Source organism: Flavobacterium celericrescens (assembly GCF_011392075.1).
In the GTDB taxonomy this organism is placed as follows: Bacteria; Bacteroidota; Bacteroidia; order Flavobacteriales; family Flavobacteriaceae; genus Flavobacterium; species Flavobacterium celericrescens.
In genome coordinates, this window is the sequence record NZ_JAAJBV010000001.1 from 28,477 (window position 1) to 52,084 (window position 23,608).

General features: G+C 33.0%; 17 protein-coding genes. 1 reads left to right on the forward strand and 16 read right to left on the reverse strand.

The annotated features are described in order from the left end of the window. Window positions 1–6: 6 nt before the first annotated feature. The 6 genes from G4L40_RS00115 to G4L40_RS00140 form a co-directional block, all read right to left on the reverse strand. The gene (locus G4L40_RS00115) at window positions 7–2,286 is read right to left on the reverse strand and encodes an NADP-dependent malic enzyme (protein WP_166234806.1); all 2,280 of its coding nucleotides are present in this window, start codon (window positions 2,284–2,286) and stop codon (window positions 7–9) included. Window positions 2,287–2,439: 153 nt separating this feature from the next. Beyond that, a complete protein-coding gene (locus tag G4L40_RS00120) occupies window positions 2,440–3,369 on the reverse strand; it encodes a carbohydrate kinase family protein (RefSeq protein WP_166234808.1) in 930 nt (309 codons plus the stop codon). Window position 3,370: 1 nt separating this feature from the next. Beyond that, window positions 3,371–4,546 carry a glycoside hydrolase 100 family protein gene (locus tag G4L40_RS00125; RefSeq protein WP_166234810.1) on the reverse strand — a complete coding sequence of 392 codons (1,176 nt, stop codon included), beginning with the start codon at window positions 4,544–4,546 and terminating at the stop codon, window positions 3,371–3,373. A gap of 3 nt (window positions 4,547–4,549) precedes the next feature. Continuing rightward, on the reverse strand, window positions 4,550–5,851 hold the full coding sequence (locus G4L40_RS00130; protein WP_166234812.1) for an MFS transporter: 1,302 nt from the start codon (window positions 5,849–5,851) through the stop codon (window positions 4,550–4,552). Beyond that, complete coding sequence (locus tag G4L40_RS00135) at window positions 5,852–6,196, reverse strand: glutaredoxin family protein (RefSeq protein ID WP_166234813.1); 345 nt, start codon at window positions 6,194–6,196, stop codon at window positions 5,852–5,854. It abuts the gene before it with no gap. Between the two features lie 112 nt (window positions 6,197–6,308). After that, window positions 6,309–8,930 carry a TonB-dependent receptor domain-containing protein gene (locus G4L40_RS00140; RefSeq protein ID WP_166234815.1) on the reverse strand — a complete coding sequence of 874 codons (2,622 nt, stop codon included), beginning with the start codon at window positions 8,928–8,930 and terminating at the stop codon, window positions 6,309–6,311. Between the two features lie 158 nt (window positions 8,931–9,088). On the opposite strand from G4L40_RS00140, the gene G4L40_RS00145 reads away from it, so the two are divergent. Beyond that, window positions 9,089–10,114 carry a LacI family DNA-binding transcriptional regulator gene (locus G4L40_RS00145; RefSeq protein WP_166234817.1) on the forward strand — a complete coding sequence of 342 codons (1,026 nt, stop codon included), beginning with the start codon at window positions 9,089–9,091 and terminating at the stop codon, window positions 10,112–10,114. On the opposite strand, the gene queG is transcribed toward G4L40_RS00145, so the two are convergent. The 10 genes from queG to G4L40_RS00195 all read right to left on the reverse strand — a co-directional run bounded on the left by queG (window position 10,098) and on the right by G4L40_RS00195 (window position 23,486). Continuing rightward, a complete protein-coding gene (gene queG / locus G4L40_RS00150; protein WP_166234819.1) occupies window positions 10,098–11,021 on the reverse strand; it encodes a tRNA epoxyqueuosine(34) reductase QueG in 924 nt (307 codons plus the stop codon). The two genes, G4L40_RS00145 and queG, sit on opposite strands and share 17 nt — an antisense overlap. Window position 11,022: 1 nt before the next feature. Continuing rightward, window positions 11,023–12,045, reverse strand: coding sequence for a Holliday junction branch migration DNA helicase RuvB (gene ruvB, locus G4L40_RS00155; protein ID WP_166234821.1), 1,023 nt, complete (start codon window positions 12,043–12,045; stop codon window positions 11,023–11,025). A gap of 74 nt (window positions 12,046–12,119) precedes the next feature. Then, window positions 12,120–13,886, reverse strand: a complete 1,767-nt coding sequence (locus tag G4L40_RS00160; protein ID WP_166234823.1) for a cytochrome c oxidase subunit I — start codon at window positions 13,884–13,886, stop codon at window positions 12,120–12,122. 31 nt (window positions 13,887–13,917) lie between these two features. After that, a complete protein-coding gene (locus G4L40_RS00165; RefSeq protein ID WP_166234825.1) occupies window positions 13,918–15,066 on the reverse strand; it encodes a cytochrome c oxidase subunit II in 1,149 nt (382 codons plus the stop codon). 19 nt (window positions 15,067–15,085) lie between these two features. Then, window positions 15,086–16,591: a quinol:cytochrome C oxidoreductase gene (locus G4L40_RS00170; protein WP_166234826.1), complete on the reverse strand. Its 1,506-nt coding sequence runs from the start codon at window positions 16,589–16,591 to the stop codon at window positions 15,086–15,088. 27 nt (window positions 16,592–16,618) lie between these two features. Beyond that, window positions 16,619–17,164 (reverse strand): c-type cytochrome, encoded by a 546-nt coding sequence (locus tag G4L40_RS00175; RefSeq protein ID WP_166234829.1) that lies wholly within the window; start codon window positions 17,162–17,164, stop codon window positions 16,619–16,621. Between the two features lie 9 nt (window positions 17,165–17,173). Then, the gene (locus G4L40_RS00180) at window positions 17,174–17,698 is read right to left on the reverse strand and encodes a DUF3341 domain-containing protein (protein WP_166234831.1); all 525 of its coding nucleotides are present in this window, start codon (window positions 17,696–17,698) and stop codon (window positions 17,174–17,176) included. Between the two features lie 4 nt (window positions 17,699–17,702). Beyond that, entirely contained in the window at window positions 17,703–19,112 is a 1,410-nt protein-coding gene (gene nrfD / locus G4L40_RS00185) for an NrfD/PsrC family molybdoenzyme membrane anchor subunit (protein WP_166234833.1), read from the reverse strand. A gap of 31 nt (window positions 19,113–19,143) precedes the next feature. Further along, on the reverse strand, window positions 19,144–22,179 hold the full coding sequence (locus G4L40_RS00190; protein ID WP_166234835.1) for a TAT-variant-translocated molybdopterin oxidoreductase: 3,036 nt from the start codon (window positions 22,177–22,179) through the stop codon (window positions 19,144–19,146). 32 nt (window positions 22,180–22,211) lie between these two features. Next, window positions 22,212–23,486 carry a c-type cytochrome gene (locus G4L40_RS00195; protein ID WP_166234837.1) on the reverse strand — a complete coding sequence of 425 codons (1,275 nt, stop codon included), beginning with the start codon at window positions 23,484–23,486 and terminating at the stop codon, window positions 22,212–22,214. Window positions 23,487–23,608: the final 122 nt, after the last annotated feature.

Consider the following 23,608-nt stretch of genomic DNA (forward strand, 5'->3'; position numbering starts at 1 on the left):
AAATAATTACAGTTTTTTCTTCCCTTTTTCTTGTGCATCAACCACCGCTACAGCAGCCATATTAACCATTTCCTCTACACTTGCTCCCAATTGGAACACGTGCACTGGTTTATCTAATCCAAGGATTATTGGTCCGATTGATTCCGCTTTATTTAATTCTTTCAATAATTTATATGTAATATTTGCTGCGTCTAAATTTGGAAAAATAAGTGTGTTTACTTTTTTATTTACCAATTTAGAAAATGGGAATTTACTTTTCAACATCTCTGAATTTAAAGCAAAATCTGTTTGAATTTCTCCATCAACAATTAAATCTGGGAAATTTTCATGTAAATAATCTACTGCTTGTCTTATTTTATTTGGGCCTTCATTTTGAGAAGAACCAAAATTTGAATAAGATATCATTGCGATTACTGGCTCCATTCCAAACATTCTCACTGTTTTTGCAGTCATCAATGCTATTCTTGCTAAATCATCAGCAGATGGATTTGGGTTTATGGCAGTATCCGACAAGAAAATTGGACCTCTAGCCGTCATCATCATATTAGTAGTTGCAATTTTTGAAACGCCCGGTGCCTTATCAATCAATTGCATAACTGGTTTAATAGTTGAAGGATAACTTCTAGAATGACCCGTTACCATTGCATCAGCCTCACCAGTGTTAACCATCATTAAACCAAAATAGTTACGCTCACGCATCCATTTTTCTGCATCATATAAAGTAACTCCTTTTCGTCTTCTCGATTCCCAAAAATGCTGTGCATATGAATGTCTTTTTGCTTCAGATTCTTTTGTTTTTGGGTCAAAAATTGGCACTTCGGTATCAAAACCAATTTCTTCTTTTAATTCTTTAATAATTTCTTTATTTCCTAATAAAATAGGAAAACCAATACCTTCTTCATGAACAATTTGTGCTGCTTTTAACACATCAATTTGATCCGCTTCAGCAAAAATAATTCGTTTAGGATTTGTTCGCGCTCTATTCGTTAGCAAACGTATCATTTTATTATCAGAACCCATTCGTTCTAATAAGTCATCTTTATATTTTTCCCAGTCAGTAATTGGCGCTAAAGCTACACCCGAATCCATTGCTGCCTTTGCAACTGCTGGTGGAACTTCGGCAATTAATCTTGGGTCAAAAGGTTTTGGAATAATATAATCGCGACCAAATGTTAATTTAGTTTCTCCATAAGCAATATTAACTTGTTCTGGCACCGAAGCCTTTGCCAAATTAGCTAAAGCTACAACGGCTGCTTTTTTCATTTCCTCATTAATTTTAGTAGCTCTAACGTCTAAAGCACCTCTAAAAATAAATGGAAAACCTAATACATTATTTACTTGGTTTGGATGGTCTGAACGACCAGTTGCCATAATAATATCTTTTCTTGTTGCAATAGCTAAATCGTAGTTAATCTCTGGAGTTGGATTTGCCATAGCAAACACAATTGGATTATCAGCCATTGATAATAACATTTCTGGAGTAACAATATCTCCTGTTGACAATCCTACAAAAACATCTACACCTTTCATAGCATGAGCTAAATCGTCATAGTGTTTATCTGTAGCATAAACGCGTTGCATGTCAGATATTTTTGGATCGTCTTTTCGCAATGCACCTTTACTATTGAACATTACTACATTTTCTGGTTTTACACCAAAAGATACATATAAATTAGCACATGCAATAGCCGCAGAACCTGCACCAGAAATTACCATAGTAACTTCTTCCATTTTTTTGCCGGCTAATTCAACAGCATTTAATAAAGCCGCTGATGAAATAATAGCAGTTCCGTGCTGGTCATCATGCATTACAGGAATATTTAACTCCTCCACCAAACGTCTTTCAATTTCGAATGATTCTGGTGCTTTGATGTCTTCTAAATTAATTCCTCCAAAAGTTGGCGCAATATTTTTAACTGTTGCGATAAATTCTTCAATATCTTTTGTACCAACTTCAATATCAAAAACATCAATATCTGCAAAGATTTTGAATAGCAACCCTTTTCCCTCCATTACTGGTTTTGAAGCTTCTGGACCAATATCTCCTAATCCTAAAACGGCCGTACCGTTTGAAATTACAGCTACTAAATTTCCTTTTGCGGTATATTTATAAACGTTGTTAACGTCTTTTTCAATTTCTAAACAAGGTTCGGCTACACCTGGAGAATAAGCTAGAGCTAAATCTCTTTGTGTGGCATATTTTTTTGTTGGAACAACCTGAATTTTACCAGGAGTTGGTTTTGCGTGATATAATAAGGCTTCTCTACGTTTACTATCTTTATGCATGGTTTTATATTTTACTAACTTACAAATATAATGGTATGCGCATAAAATGAGAAATTTTTAACCATAATCTTTAAAAAAAACATTCATAAAAAAAGTTGCAATTCTAAAACTGCAACTTTTTCACATAACTTAAAAACAAACTAGGCTTGATGTTTAACCTTGTAAAATTTGATTAAGATTAATGTTATCTGGTAATCTTCCTACATTTTGCAGTTTTATTGCGGCCAATTTTTGAGCTATTGACATACTTTCTTCAACTGTTTTATTTTGAATTTGCGCATATAAAAATCCGGTCCAGAATGCATCTCCAGCTCCAGTAGTATCTTTGATCTCGTGAATTTCTAGGGCTTTTTGAAAAAATAATCCGTTATTTAAATCTGAAACAACAACTCCATTTTTCCCTTTTGTTAAACAAATTGTAGTAACACCTAAACCATGAAAATAATCAAAAATATATTCTTCAGACTTCGTTTCAGCAAACAATCTATAACAGTCATCTTCACTTAGTTTTACCAACGGATCATTCGCAAGATATTCTTTCAAAATTAATTTAGCTTCTTCTCTATCTGGCCAAATTTTTTCCGAAAAATTAATATCAATGCTTAGCTTTAGCCCTAACTCTTTAGCTTTTCTTACCCTATTTAAAATAGTTTGTCTCGCTGGATTTTTACTTAACGCAAAACAAGTAGTGTGAAATATTTTAGCGCTTTCAATAATTCCATCTGGTAATTGATCCTCATATATTTCGCAATCGGCTTGTCTATACGCTATAAAATCAGGTGTGTCTGTAGACTTTGAAACAAAAATTACCGATGTTGGTGCTACATCAGATTTTCTAATATGGTCGGTATTTACATGATTAGATTTTAATTTTCTAACAATATAATCACCTAATCCATCTTGTCCGCAAGAGGCTACAAGAACCGTTTTTAAACCTAATCTAGAAGCATTAACAGCAACATTAGTAGGAGAACCACCTAAAAAACGATGATAATCTTTGGTTTTATTAATAGAAGTGTTGACTTCATGCCCTATAAAATCAATTAACACTTCCCCTATACTTATAATATCTATAGTTTTCAAACTAGAATAAAAATTTAAAATTATTATGTAATGATTGATGCACTAAAATACTAGCTGCTGCACTCCAAGCACAATAAGCAACTCCATTTGGCTCTTTAGTATTAGTATTGAAGTTTTCATAAAACGAAAAGTCAACTGTTGCATTTGCTTTATTTACATTTTCTAAAATAAAAAAAGCTTTTTCAATTTCAGACTTTGACAACAAGGCTAATCCAAAAAATCCATTGACCATTGACCAACTTCCTCCATTATGAAATTCATAAGGAAAATTTCTAAATTCGTATTTACAATTACTTTTAAGTAAATTCCAATGTTCATCTTCAGGAAAAACAGGTGGCCAAAATGCTGGCAACAATCCTAATTTAGTTTCAGCTGCTAATTGACTTGAATACTGAATAATTTTGTTTTGAAATTCAGTTGTTCCAATATTCAACAATAAAACTAAAGCATTTGCAAAAGCATCAAATTGCAATTTATAACCTGATGGCGAAAACGAACAAGGCATAAAATCTTGAAAGATTAATTCATCATAAGCTCTTTGATGAAACTTTTCTCCAGTAGAATTAGGCGTAAAATTAATTTCTATTTGAGTGATGATTTCACTTATTTTAGTGGTAATTTCATCCCTCTTTACAAAATGATTATAGCTTTTTAAAGCCCAAACTCGTAATAATTGATCATACAAAACGTAACCATCTGTAATATATTCATCAGCCCAATTTCCTGAAAGGGGAACATATAAAAGATGCTTATTATTAAATTCCCAAGATTCTAACAGAGTAAGGCATTTTTCAATTTCTAATGAATATTTTTGTACAAAATCAAAATCGTCCATATAAAATCCATACTGACAAACTCCTATAACAAACCAAGTTACAGCATCAACTCTTCCTGCTAAACCGCCATAACTGACCTCAATTTCATCTTCTGTAATTAAAACATTCGAAGGAATTGTTCCTATTTTATGTTGGTGTTTTGCTAACGTTTCAAGTGTTTTTTCAAATGCTTCAATCAATTTTTCATCATTAGAAGCCAATGCTGCCAAACCACAAATCACACCATCTCTAGCCCAAACCCTTTGATAATTTGAGGTATTTTCTGCACTTGCTAAAAAACCATTCACTGTAGCTACTTCGTGCAATAATTCTATTGATTTATTATAAAAAATATCATTCATAGATTAAATTGTAATTTGTTTTTTTGATCTAATAAACAGTGTAAATATACCACCAATCAATAAAAACACACCTGCAAAAGTGACTGCATTTCTTGGGTCATTATCTAAAAAATGCTTTAAAATATAACCAAACGTAAGATTTTGAAAAATCATAGGAATCACAATCATCATATTTATAATTCCCATATAAACACCGTAACGTTCTTTTGGAATATTAGAAACAATCATTAAATATGGAATGCCCATCATACTTGCCCAGCCTATTCCAAAACCAGTAATTGCAACAAATAATACGTTTTTGTTTTCGATATGCGGAAATGCTAAAAAACCAATTGCTGCGATAAACAAACACGCTGCATGCACATATTTAGCACTATACTTTTTTGCAAAACCAACTAACAAAAAAGCGACTAAAAAAGTTACGATGTTATACCATCCATTTACTAATCCTGTCCAGCTAACTGCCTTTTCATATGCATCTGGATTAGATTTTGGAGTAGCATTCCAAACTGACAAAGCAATACTTTTAGAAGAATTTTGCCAATAGCAAAACAAAGCATACCATTGAAATAGATAAACTAAAGCTAATTGCCACATCACTTTTGGCATTTCAATAATTGCAGAAAAAATTTCAACTAATGGATGCCAAAATCCTCCTTTTTTGGTTTTCATTTGAACAATTTCTTCCTCTGTTGGTGGTATTTCAGATGTGGTTCGCATACTCCACCAAATAGAACCAATTGAACAAATGGCTCCTAAAAAGAATGAAGCGTATACCCATGTAGGCAATGAACCCGTTTTTCCAATAAAAATCAATGGAAAAATAAACAATGAAAGGTTAGCTAAAGTTTGTCCAAAACCAGTAAAAAAACTTTGCATCTGAAAACCAAGAGGCTGCTGTTCGTCATTTAATTTATCTGCTACAAAAGCTCTATATGGCTCCATCGCGGTGTTGTTTCCTGCATCTAAAACCCAAAGCAATCCAGCAGCCATCCATAATGAACTACTATAAGGGAAAGCCAACAAACATAAGCTACACAATAAAGCTCCAATAAAAAAGTAGGGCTTGCGACGACCAAATTTTGGATGCCATGTTTTATCACTCATTGCTCCAATAATAGGTTGAACTAACAATCCTGTTACTGGACCAGCAAGGTTTAACAAAGGAATTTCATCTGGAGTAGCTCCTAAAAAATCATATATTGGGTTTACTGCACTTTGTTGTAATCCAAAACTATATTGAATGCCAAAAAAGCCAACATTCATATTCCAGATTTGCCAAAAGCTTAATTTTATTTTATTCATTTATTCTAATTTTTTTAGAAATTCTTGAAAATCCCCATTATTAGTATATAATACTCCATATTTATCAACTACTGGTATTCCAAGATTAGAAGTACTAATATTAGCATTCTTTAGTTTTATAAGTACTTCTTTTAAAGCTTCAGGGTTTTTATCAATATCATAAAAAATAAAATCCATTTTTTTCTCTTTCAAAAACGCTTTGGTTTCTATACAATGATGGCACTCATCACTTCCATAAACAATAATTGTTTTCTGTTCAGTAGTTTTTTTTTGAATTTCTTGTCCAATTAACTCATTTTGAGCAATTCCGAAAAAGAAAAGAATTAGGAAAAACAACTTATTCATCTGTAATTTTTTTTAGTAATTCATATTGTAAAAATACATTAGTTTTAAAAATAATTCCCATACCAATATTAAATTGGTACAGGAATTATAAACTAAACATGAAATAATTTAATTAGAACTTATATGATAAAGTCATTGAAATTGATCTTCCTGGCAAAGGTCTTGCTCTAACAATGTTTGTAGTATTTTCTGTAATACTACCTTCTTCAGATTCGGTAATAGCTAAAGTATCAAGTAAATTATTACCTGCTACATTCAATGATAATCCTTTTGTTAATCCAAATTCAACAAATCCGTTAACGATTACAAAACCATTCATTACTAAGTCATTATTATCTTGTGCATATGCTTTTGTTTGACCAATAAAGCTTAATCCCAACGTATTTTTGCTTTGTGAAAATTTATAAGTTGGTATAAAATTATACATTAATTTTGGCTGTCTTCTTGGCTGATTTCCATCATTTGCTCCAGAAGTTATTTCAGCTTTTGTATAAGTAAATCCACCTCTAAAATTTAAATCCTCATTTACATCGTATGAAGATTCTAATTCTAATCCATATGATTTATAATCATTATCAATTATACTATTTGATGAAGCTTCAAATCCTCCTTCTTCTGTTGTAGCAGAGCTAAACAAAGTAGCATATAAATATCCTTTTGAAAATTTTCTTTTATATCCAAACTCAGCTTGTGCTAGATAATCTAATGAATTGATTTTGTCTCCATCTAAATAATTCAATCCAGAAAACAAAATTCTGTCAGCCTTTGCAGAAGCACCTTTACTATATCTTACAAAGAAAGATTGTTGTTCATTCAACAAATAGTTTGCCCCTAAAGTATAAGATACATATCCATAACTATAATCTACGGCATTTGAGTTTGCAGTATCAACTGCAGAAACACTTGATTCAGGTGTAGAAATATCTCCATCATTATTAATATCATAAACCGTTTGAACAGCACCAGAAAACGATCCATCAACCTGGCCTTTATCATAACGAATTCCTCCTTCTAAAGATAATTTTTCAGTAGCATCTAAAGTTACGTTTGCATAAGGAGCTGAAACGTTATATTGTGTATCATAATTTCTTGTACAACAATTTCCCCAATATGGAACACCATAAGCATATAATCCATTTTGAGATAATAAATTTCCACTTGCGTCAATAACATTAATTAAACGAGGATTATTATCCGAAACTTCTTGAAGATATGAATTCCATAACCAAGACATTGAAATATTTTGAATAGATTTAAAGTACCCTGCAGTGATTCCTACTTTATCATATTTCTTAGTGATACGGAAATCATTCATAAAGTTATTGAAATTGTTTAATTGAACATCAAACATATGAATTCTTGCCACTAACCCATTTGCTGTATTAAATGCAGACCCATCATTTGCATAACTTAATGTAGAACCTGCTCCAAAAGAATTTGCAATAGAAGCTGCAGAAGCAACTTCAGCAGGGAATGGCGCAATAAATTGTCCATTATTAAAAGAGAATCGCCCATTATTTGATAATTTCCAACCGTTTAGTAAATCAAAATTTATAGATGCCCCAATTGTTTTAGATACTGGATGCATTCCGTCTGCTACTTTCCCTCTTCTTAATTCACCATCAGAACCTAATCCAACATTTTGACTTAAATATACTGATTGTAATGCTCCTGTTGTTGCATCATATCCGCTTACACTATCCCAATTTGGATCAGAATTAGTACCTGTTACTTTAATAGGCATTGGCATATAGGCAGCCGCTCTATCATTTAAGAATTTGGTATAAATTGTTACCGAACCATTTTCAAATTCTTTAGTGATATTGAATTTGAATTGTCCACCATTATTTGCTGTAAAACCTGGACTTCTCACACCTTCTCCAGCTCTGTAAAATCCACCAACATGAAAATATAATCCTTCACCTATTCTAGAACCATATTCTACATCTGTTCTAAAATCATTATAATCTAAACCAAAACTTGTAGCCATGCTTCCTCCTTCAGTTTTACCAGTTTTACTAATGAAATTAATGATTCCACCAGGTGAATTTGAAGATAATGTAGAAGCTGAACCTCCACGAATAGCTTCTATTTTAGCCACATTTCTATCAAATCTTGTAAAAATATCTGCAGTACCAAAAGAAATATCTCCATATAAAAGTACCGGCAATCCATCTTCTTGAATTTGTAAATATTTTGACCCACCAGAAGAAATAGGTACACCACGAACTGAAATATTTGAATTCCCTTCTCCTCCTGAAGATTCAGAACGAATACCTGGAATTGTTCTGAAAATTTCTGCAGTTGATCTTGGTGCTGATTGTTCAATTTGCTTCGCGTTAACTGTCGTTATTGAAACACTTGATTTTAATTTAGTCTTTGGATTGACTACACCTGTAACCACCACTTCGTTTAAATCTGAAGTTTCTTCTTGTAATACAAAATCAATGGTAGTATTTCCTTCAACAATTGCTTCTTTTACATTAGTTTGAAACCCAATGTAAGAAGTAGTAATTGTAATTGATCCATTACTAACAGAAGAAAAAGTATAAATACCGTTGCTATCCGTCATTGTCGAATTAGATCCTGCAACAACATTCGCGCCAATAACAGCCTCCCCTTTACTGTCTGTAACTTTACCTGATAAAACACCACTTTGAGCAAATGCTTGATTGATTAGCAAAATTGCCATCAAAAAAAACATGTTTTTCAAAAAATTAGTAATTTTTTTCATTTTAAAATTTTTGTTTGATTAATAAAATTGGTTTGTTTAATATTTCGAAATTATATTTTTAAGATAAAAAAAATGCGAAATATTTATCGAAAACGTTTTCGAAATAACCGAAAACGTTTTCGATTTTAATATTGAATTTTTTTTATCATATTTGTTAAATGAAAGACATTACACTTAAACAAATTGCAGATACATTAGGAATATCAATAACAACAGTGTCAAAGGCATTAAAAAATTATCCTGATGTTAGTCCTAAAACAAAGAATGCTGTTTTAGAACTCGCAAAAAGTTTACAATATACACCAAATAGTTTCGCAGTAAATCTCAGAACTAAGGAATCAAAGACCATTGGTTTAATAATTCCTGAAGTAGTCCACCATTTTTTTTCCAATGTAATTAATGGTATTATTGAAGAAGCAGAAAAAAGTGGATACTTAGTGATAATACTTCAATCCAATGAGTCATTGGAATTAGAAAAGAAACAAGTTGAATTATTAATAAACAAAAGAGTTGATGGAATAATAATGTCACTTTCGAATGAGTCTAATGATGATGAACATATTAAAGAAATTATCAAACGAGAAATACCTTTTGTACTATTTGATAAAATCTCAAAATTCATTAATTGTTCAAAAGTAATCATTGATGACCAAAAAGCGGCTTATAACGCTGTAGAACACTTAATTAGTAAAGGCTGTAAAAAAATAGCTCATATTCGAGGTCCTGTAAATCCTCAAAATGCTATAGATAGGTTTTTAGGTTATAAAAAAGCCTTAGAAAAACACAACATTCCTTTTGATTATAAACTAGTATATACTTGCAAAAATGTTACGTTTGAAGAAGGCAAAGAGTTTGCCAAGCAAATTGTAAAAAATCATCCTGATATTGATGGCATCTTTGTTATTACAGATTTAGTTGCTGTAGGTGTTTTGGCTTTTTTTAACGAGCAAAACATTCTTGTGCCGAATCAAATTAAAATAATTGGATTTAGTAATTGGTTTATGTCACAAGTTATTACTCCTAAATTAAGCACAGTAGACCAACCAAGTTATGAAATGGGAGTACAATCATTTAATTTATTATTAGAAGAAATAAATCAAAAAAAAATATCTTTAGATTTTATTCCAAAAACTATAGAATTAGAAACAAGTATCATAGAAAGAGAATCTACTTCAGAAAGGTAATATTTCTTAGAAGCCCTTCATATTTTGTTCTCTTAACGGCTGAGTTCTTAAATACTCTTTGAAAAACATCAAACGTTATTTCTTCCCAATCTTTTTTTGAAAATTTCAATATAGATTCATTTGATTTTAATAAAGACTCTTGGTGTGGTTTTGCAAACCGATTCCATGGGCAAACATCCTGGCAAACATCACAACCAAACATCCAATTGTCAAATTTACCTTTCATTTCTTGTGGTAAATTATCTTTCAGTTCGATAGTGAAATACGAAATACATTTACTCCCATCTACCACATAAGGTGACACAATAGCTTCAGTAGGACAAGCATCAATACAAGCTGAACAACTTCCACAATGATCAGTAGTTAACGTATCATATTCCAAATCCAAATCTATAATTAATTCGGCGATAAAATAAAACGAACCAACTTTTTGGGTAATTAAATTGCTGTTTTTTCCAACCCAACCCAAGCCACTTTTTGCAGCCCAAGCTTTATCTAAAACAGGCGCAGAATCTACAAAAGCTCTACCTGAAACCGCTCCAATTTCGGTTTGAATAAAATGCAACAATTCTTTCAACTTCTCTTTTATGACGTGGTGATAATCTTGTCCGTAGGCGTATTTAGAAATCTTGTATGAATCATGATTTTGAAGTTTGGAAGGATAATAATTCAATAATAAAGAAATCACGCTTTTAGCATCATCCACCAATAAAGTTGGATTCAAACGTTTGTCAAAATGGTTTTCCATGTAGCTCATTTGACCATTCATGTTAGTATTAAGCCAATTTTCAAGCCTTGGAGCTTCTTCTTCTAAAAAACCAGCTTTAGAAATACCGCATGACAAAAAGCCGAGGCGTTGGGCTTCGGCTTTTATCAACTGTGTGTATTTTTCTTTATTGTTTATCAAACTAAAATAAACCTCCTTGAATATTATTTTTTATCTTACCCAAATGCTTGTACGCTTTTTCGGTTACTTCTCTTCCACGAGGTGTACGCATGATAAAACCTTCTTGTATTAAAAAAGGCTCATATACTTCCTCAATAGTTTCACCACTTTCAGAAACTGCGGTTGCTAATGTTGTTAATCCAACAGGACCTCCTTTGAATTTTTCGATTATGGTCAATAGAATTTTATTATCCATTTCGTCTAATCCATGAGCATCTACATTTAACGCTTTTAGTGCGAATTTTGCAATTTCAATATCGATTTTTCCGTTTCCTTTAATTTGAGCAAAATCTCTAACACGACGTAATAATGCGTTTGCGATTCGAGGTGTTCCTCTGCTTCTACCAGCAATTTCTATTGCAGCTTCCATCGTAATTGGCATCTTTAAAATGGATGAACTACGTTGAACAATGGTGGTTAACAATTCGGTGTTGTAATATTGTAAACGACTTTGAATTCCAAAACGAGCACGCATTGGTGCAGTTAATAATCCTGAACGAGTGGTAGCTCCAACTAGAGTAAAAGGATTCAAATTGATTTGAACCGTTCTTGCATTTGGACCCGATTCTATCATGATGTCTATTTTAAAATCCTCCATAGCTGAATACAAGTATTCTTCGACAATCGGACTTAAACGATGAATTTCATCAATAAATAACACATCTCTTTCTTCAAGATTTGTTAATAACCCTGCTAAATCACCGGGCTTATCCAAAACTGGACCAGAAGTAATTTTGATTCCTACTCCTAATTCATTTGCTAAAATATTAGCCAATGTAGTTTTTCCTAATCCTGGAGGTCCATGAAACAACGTGTGGTCTAAAGCTTCTTTTCTCAAATTAGCAGCTTGAACAAAAACAATTAAGTTTTCCAATACTTGCTCTTGACCAGAAAAATCATCAAAGCTTAATGGACGCAACGCTTTTTCGATATCAATATCTTGCGGAGAATAGGACTCTTTATTAGGATTCAAATTATCATTCATAAAAGCAAAGATAAGTAAAGTTATAAAACAAAAACCTCTCCAATAGGAGAGGTTTATATATTGTAGAAAAAATCTTAATGGTGTAAAACTTCTTCTCCTTCTTTCATTGGAACCACTTGAGGCACAAAGTCATCATCGTGACCTGGTTTGCTATAATCATATGGCCATCTATGTACTTCAGGAATTTCACCTGGCCAGTTTCCATGTAAATGTTCAACTGGAGTAGTCCATTCTAAAGTATTTGATTTCCATGGATTTTGAGTTGCTTTCTTACCATAGAAAATACTATAGAAGAAGTTCCAGAAGAAAACGATTTGGAACGCAGCACCTACAATAGCAAAGATTGTAATTAAAACATTCACATCTGCTAATTCATCAAATAATGGGAATGCTGAGTTAGTATAGTAACGTCTTGGTAAACCAGCCATTCCAATAAAGTGCATTGGGAAGAAAACTCCGTAAGCACAAACAGCAGTTACCCAAAAGTGAACGTAACCTAAATTTTTGTTCATCATTCTACCAAACATTTTAGGGAACCAGTGGTAAACACCAGCAAAGAATCCGTAAAGTGCAGAGATACCCATTACTAAGTGGAAGTGAGCAACCACAAAATATGTATCGTGAACGTTAATATCTAAAGTTGAATCTCCTAAAATAATACCTGTTAAACCTCCAGTGATAAATGTAGATACTAATCCAATAGAGAATAACATTGCAGGATTTAATTGTAAATTACCTTTCCAAAGTGTTGTAATGTAGTTGAACGCTTTTACAGCAGATGGAATTGCAATTAATAATGTTGTAAATGTAAATACTGAACCTAAGAAAGGATTCATTCCTGATACGAACATGTGGTGACCCCAAACAATAGTTGACAAAAATGCAATTGCTAAAATAGAAGCAATCATCGCACGGTAACCAAAAATTGGTTTTCTAGAGTTTGTAGCAATAATTTCAGAAGTAATGCCTAAAGCAGGTAATAATACGATGTAAACTTCAGGGTGACCTAAGAACCAAAATAAGTGCTCAAATAATACTGGAGAACCTCCTTGGTAATGTAAAACTTCACCTTGAATGAAAATATCTGATAAGAAGAATGATGTTCCAAAACTTCTATCGAAGATTAATAATAATGCCGCAGAAAATAAAACTGGGAAAGATACAATACCAATAATAGCTGTTACGAAGAAAGCCCATACAGTTAATGGCAATCTTGTCATTGTCATTCCTTTTGTTCTTAAGTTGATTACGGTTACAACATAGTTCAAAGATCCCATTAAAGAAGATGCGATGAAAATAGCCATTGACGCCAACCATAAAGTCATACCTAATCCAGAACCAGGAATAGCCTGAGGTAAAGCACTTAAAGGAGGATAAATTGTCCATCCTGCTGATGCTGGTCCAGATTCAATAAACAAAGAAGAAATCATTATGATACAAGAAACGAAGAACATCCAGAAAGAAAGCATGTTCATGAATCCAGAAGCCATATCTCTAGCTCCAATTTGTAATGGAATTAATAAGTTACTAAATGTACCACTCAAACCTGCAGTTAGTACAAAAAATACCATGATTGTTCCGTGAATAGTTACCAATGCAAGGTAAATATCATTACGCATTACACCATCTGGCGCAAAATTATCTCCTAAGAAAACTTTGAAAATTTCAAACGATTCTTCTGGCCATGCGATTTGCATACGGAAGAATAAAGATAAAACAACCCCAACAATACCCATTAATAAACCTGAAATTAGGTATTGTTTTGCTATCATTTTATGGTCAATACTAAAAATATATTTAGTAATGAATGTTTCTTTATGATGACCGTGTTCGTGTGACATATTAATTCTATTATATGTGATATAAAAATTCTTATTTAATAACTTGAGCTACAACTTTTGTAGAATCGACTGCTGGAGCAACTGCTGTTTCAACAGGTTTAGGAGCATTAGCCTCTTTCCATTGTTGAGCCAAAGTTGGTTTGTCTGACAACCATGTTTTAAACTCTTCTGGTGTATCGACAACAATTTTCATTTGCATGTTGTAGTGAGAAGATCCACATATTTTGTTACATAACAACAAATAATCAAATGTGTAAGGATCTAAAGCCGCTCCACCTTCAGCAACAATTTTAGCACTATTTTTAGTTCTAATCTTATTAATTTTATCCACTTTAGCAACTATTGCTGCATCAGTTCTCATGTCTGCAGTAGTAACCGTTGGAGTGAATGAAAATTGAGTAATCATACCTGGCACACAATTCATTTGCGCTCTGAAGTGAGGCATATAAGCTGAGTGTAATACGTCTTGAGAACGCATTTTGAAAATTACTTTTTTACCTACAGGCAAATGTAATTCAGTAACTACTTTATCATCTTGAGCAGCTGGATCAGCTAAATCAACACCTAAAGTATTAATACCCTCAATTAACCTAACATTAGCTTTACCTAAAGTTTTGTCTTCACCTGCATATCTAGCTTCCCAACCAAACTGCTTAGCATATAACTCAATAACTATAGCATCTTGTTTGTCTTCTTCATCCACAAACATAATATTATTCCATGTATATAGACCATACATAATTAAACCAGCTAATACGATTACTGGAATAATAGTCCAAATAGCTTCTAATTTATTATTATCTGCAAAATACAATGCTTTTTGACCTTCTTTACCTCTGTATTTGAAAGCAAAGTAGTGCAATAAAAACTGGGTAAAAGTTTGCACAAAGAAAATCAATGCCATTGAAATACCCATCAAATTATCATAGTCAGTACCATGCTCTGAAGCTGGAGTTCCTAAAACTAAATCACTCCAAGCATATAATGAATAAATTGTGAATACATAAATGAATCCAACAAAAGCAAACATTAAGTAACCATTAACACTATTATCTTTATCGTTAGCAATTTCTGAATCAGCAGAAGCGCTACCAATTTGTGTCAAATCAAAAATTTTAGTCAATTGCCATACTGCAATTCCGATTAAAACTAAAACTGTAAATACCAAGAAACTTGTCATTTTTATTTCTTTTTAACTATTAATAATGAAAATGTTTACTTTCCTCAATGAATGGATTTCCTTTAGCTACTAATGGAGCTTTGGTTAATGTAGTAAATACCACAAATATAAATAATCCCAAGAAAAATAATAAGGCTCCGATTTCTGGTAAACCTATAAACCATTGATCACCAACTGTTGCAGGCATAATCATATTGAAGAAATCAATATAATGTCCGAATAAAATTACCGTACCAGCCATTACAACAATCCATGTTAAACGTTTAAAATCAGTATTGATTAATATTAACAATGGGAAAATAAAGTTTAAAGCTAACATACCAAAGAAAGGTAATCTATAATGCTCTATACGAGTTACAAAATAAGTAACCTCTTCTGGAATATTTGAATACCAAATTAACATAAACTGAGAAAACCATAAATATGTCCAGAAAATACTGATCCCAAACATGAATTTCGCTAAATCATGAATATGGCTTGTATTAACTTGTTCTAAATATCCTTTAGATTTTAAATACAAAGTAGTCATAGCAATTACAGTAATTCCACTTACGAAGAAACTTGCAAACACATACCAACCAAACAATGTACTATACCAGTGAGGATCAACAGACATAATCCAATCCCAAGACATCATAGATTCAGAAACAATAAAGAACACTAAGAATCCAGCAGCTAATTTGAAATTTTTCTTATAGTTAGAATTATCAGAAGCAGCATCTTGAGCTAATGAATTCTTTCTTGAAAAATATCTATATAAATTCCAAACAATCAAGAAAACAGCCGCTCTTCCTAAAAAGAAAGGAACATTTAGATATCCAGATTTCAAATCTATCAATTTATCATAATCTGCATGTTTTGGATTAATCACATCAGGGTTCATCCATACAAAGATATGATTATGTCCCCAGTGCATACTTGCAGCTACTAACAAAATAAAGAAAATAATAGAACCCGGTAATAAATAACCTGTTATACTTTCCATTACTCTAAATAAAATTGGAGACCAACCAGCTTGAGCAGCATATTGAATAGCGTAAAAAGCAAGAACTCCAACAGAAATTAACATAAAGAAAATACAAGCAACATACAAAGCAGACCATGGTTTGTTTTGTAATTGGTGAAGTACATGCTCTAAATGTTTTTGGTGTTCGTCATCACTATGTGCAAGTTCATCTTTTTTATGAGAATCGTGATTATCAGAATGAGTTTCAGCAACAGCAACTGCAGCAACTGCAGAACTATCTACAGCTTCAGCTACTGCATGAGTAGAATCAACAGCCTCAACTTTAACAGAGTCAACAACTTTCGCTTCAGCGTGAGTAGCTTCTACAGCGTGAGCTGCATGTGCATCATGTGAAACTTTTTCCGAATGAGACGCCTCGTTATGATGACTATCTGCTAATAATTTTTCAACATCCTCAATAGTTTTAGGAGCATTCAAAAATCCTGCAACTATCCCAACAACCCCAAGAGCCATCAAGATGAATGAAAAAGTTTTTAATTTACTTGAAAACGTGTACATATCTATTATTTTCAAAAAGTATTAGTATTATAATTCTGATTTAAGTTTTAAAACATAATCTGTTACTTGCCATCTTTCTTCTTGCGATAATTGATTAGCATGAGAACCCATTGAGTTCAAACCGTAAGTGATTACGTGAAAAACACTTCCTTCTGTAATTTCTCTATCTTTATAGTTAGGAACCCCTAAGAATTTTTCTTTAACTACTAAGTTTCCTTTACCATCACCTTTTTCACCGTGACAAATTGCACAATAAATATTGAATAATTCCTTCCCTTTTTCAGCATTTAAACTTAAAGAATCAAGTGGTGATTTTAAAGTAGCTTTTGCTAAAGCATAACCTTCAGGAGTATTCGGAATTTCATAAGGTACAAAACCTCTTTTTATTGTTCCTTTTACAGGTGTCTGAGCTTCAACTCCTCCTTTAAAAACACCATGCTCAGAATAAGTTTCATAAGAAACTGCTTCATACATGTTTGGGAAAAATTGATAGTTAGGTTTAGATTTATCGAAACAAGAAGTTGCCATAAAAGACAAACCTACCACTGCTACTATTTTATATAATCTTTTCATAACTACTTCTTAATGCTTTTCAATTACTTTAACTTCAACTGCTCCTGTACTCGTGAAAAAAGAAACTAATTCTTCTTCATTTCCGTGAACACCTACTTCCATTAAAAAATGGTCATCTGTAGTTCTTACATCAGGATTTTCTGCTTTTTTAAATGGCCATAATTTACTTCTCATATAAAAAGTTATAACCATTAAGTGAGCTGCAAAAAAAACAGTTCCTTCGAACATAATAGGCACGAATGCAGGCATATTATCAATATAACTAAAACTTGGTTTTCCACCAATATCTTGAGGCCAATCATTAATCATAATGAAGTTCATCAAAGCAGTGTATATTGAAAGTCCAGTTATTCCGTATAGAAATGCAGCAATTGCAATTCTTGTTGGAGCCAACCCCATTGCTTTATCCAATCCATGAACTGGAAATGGAGTATATATTTCTTCGATATGATGATGAGCTGCTCTAGTTTGTTTTACAGCATCCATTAAAACATCATCATCATTATATATAGCGTGTATTACTTTATTACTCATAATATTAATGATTATCTGAATGATTGTGACCGTGATCTTCTCTCTCTTTTTTGTAATTATCTCCTGAAGATTTTAAAATTGTTTTAACTTCCGCTTGAGCAATTACAGGGAAACTTCTAGAATATAATAAGAATAATACAAAGAAGAATCCTATAGTTCCAATATAAATACCAGCATCAACAAATGTTGGTTGGAACATTGTCCATGAAGATGGTAAATAATCTCTATGTAAAGAGGTAACGATAATTACAAAACGCTCAAACCACATCCCTACGTTTACCACAATTGAAATGATAAATGAAGCCATAATGTTAGTTCTAATTTTCTTAGACCACATTACTTGCGGAGAAATTACGTTACAAGTCATCATTAACCAATATGACCACCAGTAAGGACCAGTTGCTCTGTTTAAGAATGCATATTGCTCATATTCAACTCCAGAATACCAAGCTACGAATAACTCCGTAATATAAGCACAACCTACAATAGAACCTGTAATCATGATTACTATGTTCATTAATTCGATATGTTGTACTGTAATATAGTCTTCTAAGTTAGATACTTTTCTCATGATAATAAGAAGAGTATTTACCATTGCAAATCCTGAGAAAATCGCTCCAGCAACGAAGTATGGAGGTAAGATTGTTGTATGCCATCCTGGAATAACAGAAGTAGCAAAGTCAAAGGATACAATAGTGTGTACAGAAAGTACAAGAGGAGTTGCTAAACCAGCTAATACAAGAGAAACCTCTTCAAAACGTTGCCAGTCTTTAGCTCTACCAGACCATCCAAAAGATAAGATAGAATATACTCTTTTAGTAAATGGAGTAACTGCTCTATCACGTAACATAGCAAAATCAGGTAATAAACCAGTCCACCAGAAAACTAATGACACCGATAAATAAGTTGAAATTGCAAATACATCCCATAATAATGGCGAGTTAAAGTTAACCCATAATGATCCAAATTGATTTGGAATTGGTAATACCCAGTATCCTAACCATGGTCGTCCCATGTGAATGATTGGGAATAAACCTGCTTGAACTACTGAGAAAATAGTCATTGCTTCTGCAGAACGGTTAATTGCCATTCTCCATTTTTGACGGAATAATAATAATACGGCTGAGATAAGAGTTCCGGCGTGACCGATACCTACCCACCAAACGAAATTGGTAATATCCCATGCCCAACCTACTGTTTTATTTAATCCCCATGTTCCAATACCAGTAGTTATAGTATAAATCATACAACCTAATCCCCAAAGGAACGCAGCTAATGCGATTGAAAATACTATCCACCATTGTTTGTTAGCTCTTCCTTCTACAGGTCTTGCTACATCTACCGTTACATCGTGGTAAGATTTACTTCCTACTACTAAAGGTTTTCTAATGGGTGCTTCGTAATGAGACGACATAATCCTTTATATTGTTTCTGTTAATTAATACTTATTTATCGTTTCTAACTTTTACGTGATAGAACACGTTTGGCTTAGTTCCTATATGCTCTAATAAATGATACATTCTTTCATCCTCTAGTAATTTAGCTACATCAGATGTTTCATCATTTACATCACCAAACTTCATTGCTCCACTAGTACATGCTGCAGAACAAGCTGTCTGGAATTCATCTTTTCCAACTAATCTACCCTCACGTTTCGCTTTTAACTTAACCGCCTGAGTCATTTGGATACACATAGAACATTTTTCCATAACCCCACGAGAACGAACGTTAACGTCTGGATTAAGAACCATACGGCCTAAATCATCATTCATATGATAATCAAACTCGCTATTTTTGTTGTATAAGAACCAGTTGAAACGTCTTACTTTATATGGACAGTTGTTTGCACAATAACGAGTACCAACACATCTGTTATATGCCATATGGTTTTGACCTTCTCTACCATGAGATGTAGCAGCAACCGGACAAACTGTTTCACATGGTGCATGATTACAGTGTTGACACATTACTGGTTGGAAAGCTACTTGTGGGTTTTCTGAAGGATCTTCCATTCCTGAGAATGTATCAATCGAATTCATTAAACCTGAAGTACCTTCTTTTAATTCAATATCTCCAGCAAAAGTATTTTCAGAAGAATAGTATCTATCAATACGCAACCAGTGCATATCTCTACTTCTTCTTACTTCTGATTTACCTACTACTGGAACATTATTTTCAGCGTGACATGCGATAACACATGCTCCACATCCTGTACAAGCATTCAAATCTATAGATAAATTAAAATGATGCCCAGTTGATCTATCAAAAGAATCCCATAAATCAACTTCTGTAGCAGCTGTTGGTTTATGATCTAATGATACCATTGGAATTGGATTCCATTCTTTAGCATCTTTTGTATTGAATACTTCTAGAGTAGTTTCTTTTACAATATCCCCTCTACCCATTAATGTTTTTTGTAACTGAACACAAGCAAATTCATGCTCACCGTCAGCAACAGTAATAGTAGCCGATTGATTCGAGTTTAAGTTAGCGTATAACGCATAAGCATTAACACCTACTTGCATCTCTTCTTTTAATGCTGCTTTTTTACCATAACCAAAAGCCAAACCTAAAGTTCCCTTAGCTTGACCTGGTTGGATAATTACTGGTACATTTTCTAAAGTAGCATTTCCTACTTTAATTGTTGCATAACTTCCGTTTAGACCTCCATTAGCAACATTCCAGTTTTTAAACCCTCCTTTTTCAGCATCTGCTTTTGAAATAGTTACATAGTTATCCCAAGATACTCTTGTAATAGGATCTGGAAATTCTTGTAACCATGGGTTATTTGCTTGTTGCCCATCTCCCATTCCAACTTTAGAATATAAAACTAAATCGAAATTAGAAGATTTTGCTTGTGCTAAAGCTGAAGCTGCCGAAGCATAATCAGCAGAAGCTGCAGTTAATGGACTTGCAACAGAAGCAACAAAACCATCATGAACTGCTTGATTCCAAGACTTTCCTGCTAAAGAAGTAGCTGAGAAAGATTTTAAGAAATCGTAATAAGCAACCGTATTGTCTGTCCAAGTTAATAAAGCATCTTGGAACTGTTTTGTATTGAATAAAGGACGAATCGTAGGTTGCATAATGCTGTAATTACTTCTAGTAATTGCAACATCTCCCCAAGACTCTAAATAATGTGGAGCCGCAGCAGCAATTGTAGTTAAACTTGAAGTTTCATCTTCTTTCATTGAGAAAGAAACCGAAAGCTTAACTGATTTTAAAGCCGCAACAAACTCTTTAGAATTTGCTAAAGTATATGCTGGATTAACTCCGCTCATAATTAAAGTATGAACTTTTCCAGCCTTCATATCAGCTACTAATTGCGAAACCGCTTTTGCATCACCTTTTCTTGTAAGAATAGCATCAGAAGGATTAAAAGCTTCAGATTGTAATGCATTGTTGATAGCTAAAACCACTAATTGTGCATTTACATCATCTAAACCAGTTACAACAACACCTTTATTTTTAGCATCTTTAAGTTGGCTAGCAACTTTAGCAATTTGAGCATTTTTAGGTTGCGCCCCACTTACAACAGCATAATATAAATCAGCTAAAGCTTGCTTTTGTTGTGCAACTGTCATTGGAATTCTAACATCTGCATTAGCACCTGCTAAAGACATGTTAGATTCAATTTGAATATGCTTAGACATCATTCCGTTTTTAGGAATACGACCTTGAGCATATCCAGCATCAAAACCTCCTCCTTGCCAATCTCCTAAGAAATCTGCTCCAACAGAAACAATTGTATTAGCTTTTGAAAAATCATAATTAGCTAAAGCTCTAACACCATAAACTGCTTGAAAAGCATCTAAAGCATTTGATTCAGAAACCGCATCATAAACAACATGTTTTGTAGTTGGATATTTAGCAACTAAAGAAGCAATTAAAGCATCTGTTGAAGGACTTGCCATAGTGTTTGTCAACACCACTACATTACCACCTTTTGCTTTAGCATCTTCTAAACTAGCTTTAACTTTAGTGTTTACGTCAGCCCAAGTTGCATCTTTACCAGCAATTTTAGGATTTTTTAAACGTAAACTATCATATAATGAAAGAACAGAAGCATGAACTCTTGCATTAGCTCCAGTTTTTGCTCCTTCTAAATTATTGTTCTCTACTTTAATAGGACGACCCTCACGAGTTTTGATTAAAATATTAGCAAAATCAAAACCATCAGCCATTGTTGTTGCATAATAATCAGCAACACCAGGAATAATTTCTTCTGGTTGAACTACGTAAGGAATTGACTTTACAACAGGACCTTCACAAGCCGCTAATGAAGCTGCAGCCGTGCTAAATCCAACATATTTTAAAAAGTCACGACGAGTAGTTGAAGAAGAAGATAAAGATTCTTTATCTCCTAAAAATTCATCAACAGGAATTGGTTCCACAAACTCGTTGTTTCTTAGCGTCTCAACAATAGAACTATTTTCGTTTAGTTCTTCAACACTTTTCCAGTATTTTTTGTTTGATGCCATTGTATAGTATATTAGCTTCTTAAATTATTTTATTAATAGTGACATTTTCCACATTCTAAACCACCCATTTGTGCAGCAGTTAATTGCGACACTCCGTATTTTTTAGAAAGTTCTTCGTGGATTTTTTTGTAGTAAGCATTATCTTCTACTTTCACATTTGTTTCTCTGTGACAGTTGATACACCATCCCATTGTTAATGGAGCATGTTGTTTCATGATTTCCATCTCTTGAACCGGACCGTGACATGTTTGACACTCAACTCCAGCAACAGTTACGTGTTGTGAGTGGTTAAAATAAACGTGATCAGGTAAATTATGAACTCTAACCCATTTCACCGGTTTCGTTTTACCTGTATATTTTTGTAAAGACTTATCCCAACCTACAGCTTCATACAATGCAGCTATTTGCTTATCATAGAACGCTTTAGAATGTTCTTCCGTAGCAGTTGTTTCAGCAACTTCACTAATATTTTTATGACAGTTCATACAAACATTTAAAGAAGGAATCCCTGAATTTTTACTAACTCTAGCAGAAGAGTGACAGTATTTACAGTCAATACCATTATCACCAGCATGAATTCGGTGCGAATAATGAATAGGCTGTACTGGCTCATACCCTTGATCTACACCTATTTGCATTAAATAACCATAAGCAAAGTAAGCACTAACCAACAAAAATAAAATCGCAGATACTAATACTAAAAATTGATTTTTAGCATAAGCATTAAACAATCCCATTAATGAGCGATTCTTTTTAACAATTTCTAACCCTTTAGCGTCTGCAATTTTAGTCAACATGTTATACACTAAGAACAACATTACAATTAACATTGCCATTACTAATGTAAGTACACCTAAAATTACATTGTTTGAAACACCACTTTCAGTAACACCATCTTTTCCAGCAACTGGAGCGCCAGCAACTGGAGCAGCTGCAGCAGGGGCAGGTTCTGAAGTATAAGCTAAAATATTGTCAATATCTTCATTTGACAATTGTGGAAATGCAGTCATTGGAACTTTATTGTTCTCTTCAAACACTTTTACTGCTTGCGCATCTCCTGACTTGATTAAATCTCCACTATTTTTAACCCATTTGTAGATCCATTCTTTATCATACTTATCAGCAACACCACGAAGTGCAGGACCCGTAGCTTTTGCATCTAATTTATGACATGCAGCACAATTGGTGTTAAAAATTTCTTTACCCTTTGCTGCATCCTGAGAAAATGCAGTTAAAGAAAAAGTTAGCATAAAAGCTAAACTGAAGAAAATCTTTGAAAACGATTTATGGTTACCCACCTTTTTCATATTTAAAATGATTATCAACTAATTTTGGTATAATTTTAGATATCCCTACCTATAAATCAACTCTAATTTTTAAAAAACTCCGACAAAAATACAATATTAGAACTATTATTAAAACCTTAATT

Bases quoted from the DNA above. Each gene is read 5' to 3' on its own strand.
- G4L40_RS00170 (WP_166234826.1), bottom strand. From the start codon at position 16,591: ATGTACACGTTTTCAAGTAAATTAAAAACTTTTTCATTCATCTTGATG.
- G4L40_RS00140 (WP_166234815.1), bottom strand. From the start codon at position 8,930: ATGAAAAAAATTACTAATTTTTTGAAAAACATGTTTTTTTTGATGGCA.
- G4L40_RS00130 (WP_166234812.1), bottom strand. From the start codon at position 5,851: ATGAATAAAATAAAATTAAGCTTTTGGCAAATCTGGAATATGAATGTT.
- G4L40_RS00165 (WP_166234825.1), bottom strand. From the start codon at position 15,066: ATGACAAGTTTCTTGGTATTTACAGTTTTAGTTTTAATCGGAATTGCA.
- ruvB (WP_166234821.1), bottom strand. From the start codon at position 12,045: ATGAATGATAATTTGAATCCTAATAAAGAGTCCTATTCTCCGCAAGAT.
- G4L40_RS00115 (WP_166234806.1), bottom strand. From the start codon at position 2,286: ATGCATAAAGATAGTAAACGTAGAGAAGCCTTATTATATCACGCAAAA.
- nrfD (WP_166234833.1), bottom strand. From the start codon at position 19,112: ATGTCGTCTCATTACGAAGCACCCATTAGAAAACCTTTAGTAGTAGGA.
- G4L40_RS00145 (WP_166234817.1), top strand. From the start codon at position 9,089: ATGAAAGACATTACACTTAAACAAATTGCAGATACATTAGGAATATCA.
- G4L40_RS00125 (WP_166234810.1), bottom strand. From the start codon at position 4,546: ATGAATGATATTTTTTATAATAAATCAATAGAATTATTGCACGAAGTA.
- G4L40_RS00195 (WP_166234837.1), bottom strand. From the start codon at position 23,486: ATGAAAAAGGTGGGTAACCATAAATCGTTTTCAAAGATTTTCTTCAGT.
- G4L40_RS00175 (WP_166234829.1), bottom strand. From the start codon at position 17,164: ATGAAAAGATTATATAAAATAGTAGCAGTGGTAGGTTTGTCTTTTATG.
- G4L40_RS00135 (WP_166234813.1), bottom strand. From the start codon at position 6,196: ATGAATAAGTTGTTTTTCCTAATTCTTTTCTTTTTCGGAATTGCTCAA.
- G4L40_RS00180 (WP_166234831.1), bottom strand. From the start codon at position 17,698: ATGAGTAATAAAGTAATACACGCTATATATAATGATGATGATGTTTTA.
- G4L40_RS00190 (WP_166234835.1), bottom strand. From the start codon at position 22,179: ATGGCATCAAACAAAAAATACTGGAAAAGTGTTGAAGAACTAAACGAA.
- G4L40_RS00160 (WP_166234823.1), bottom strand. From the start codon at position 13,886: ATGTCACACGAACACGGTCATCATAAAGAAACATTCATTACTAAATAT.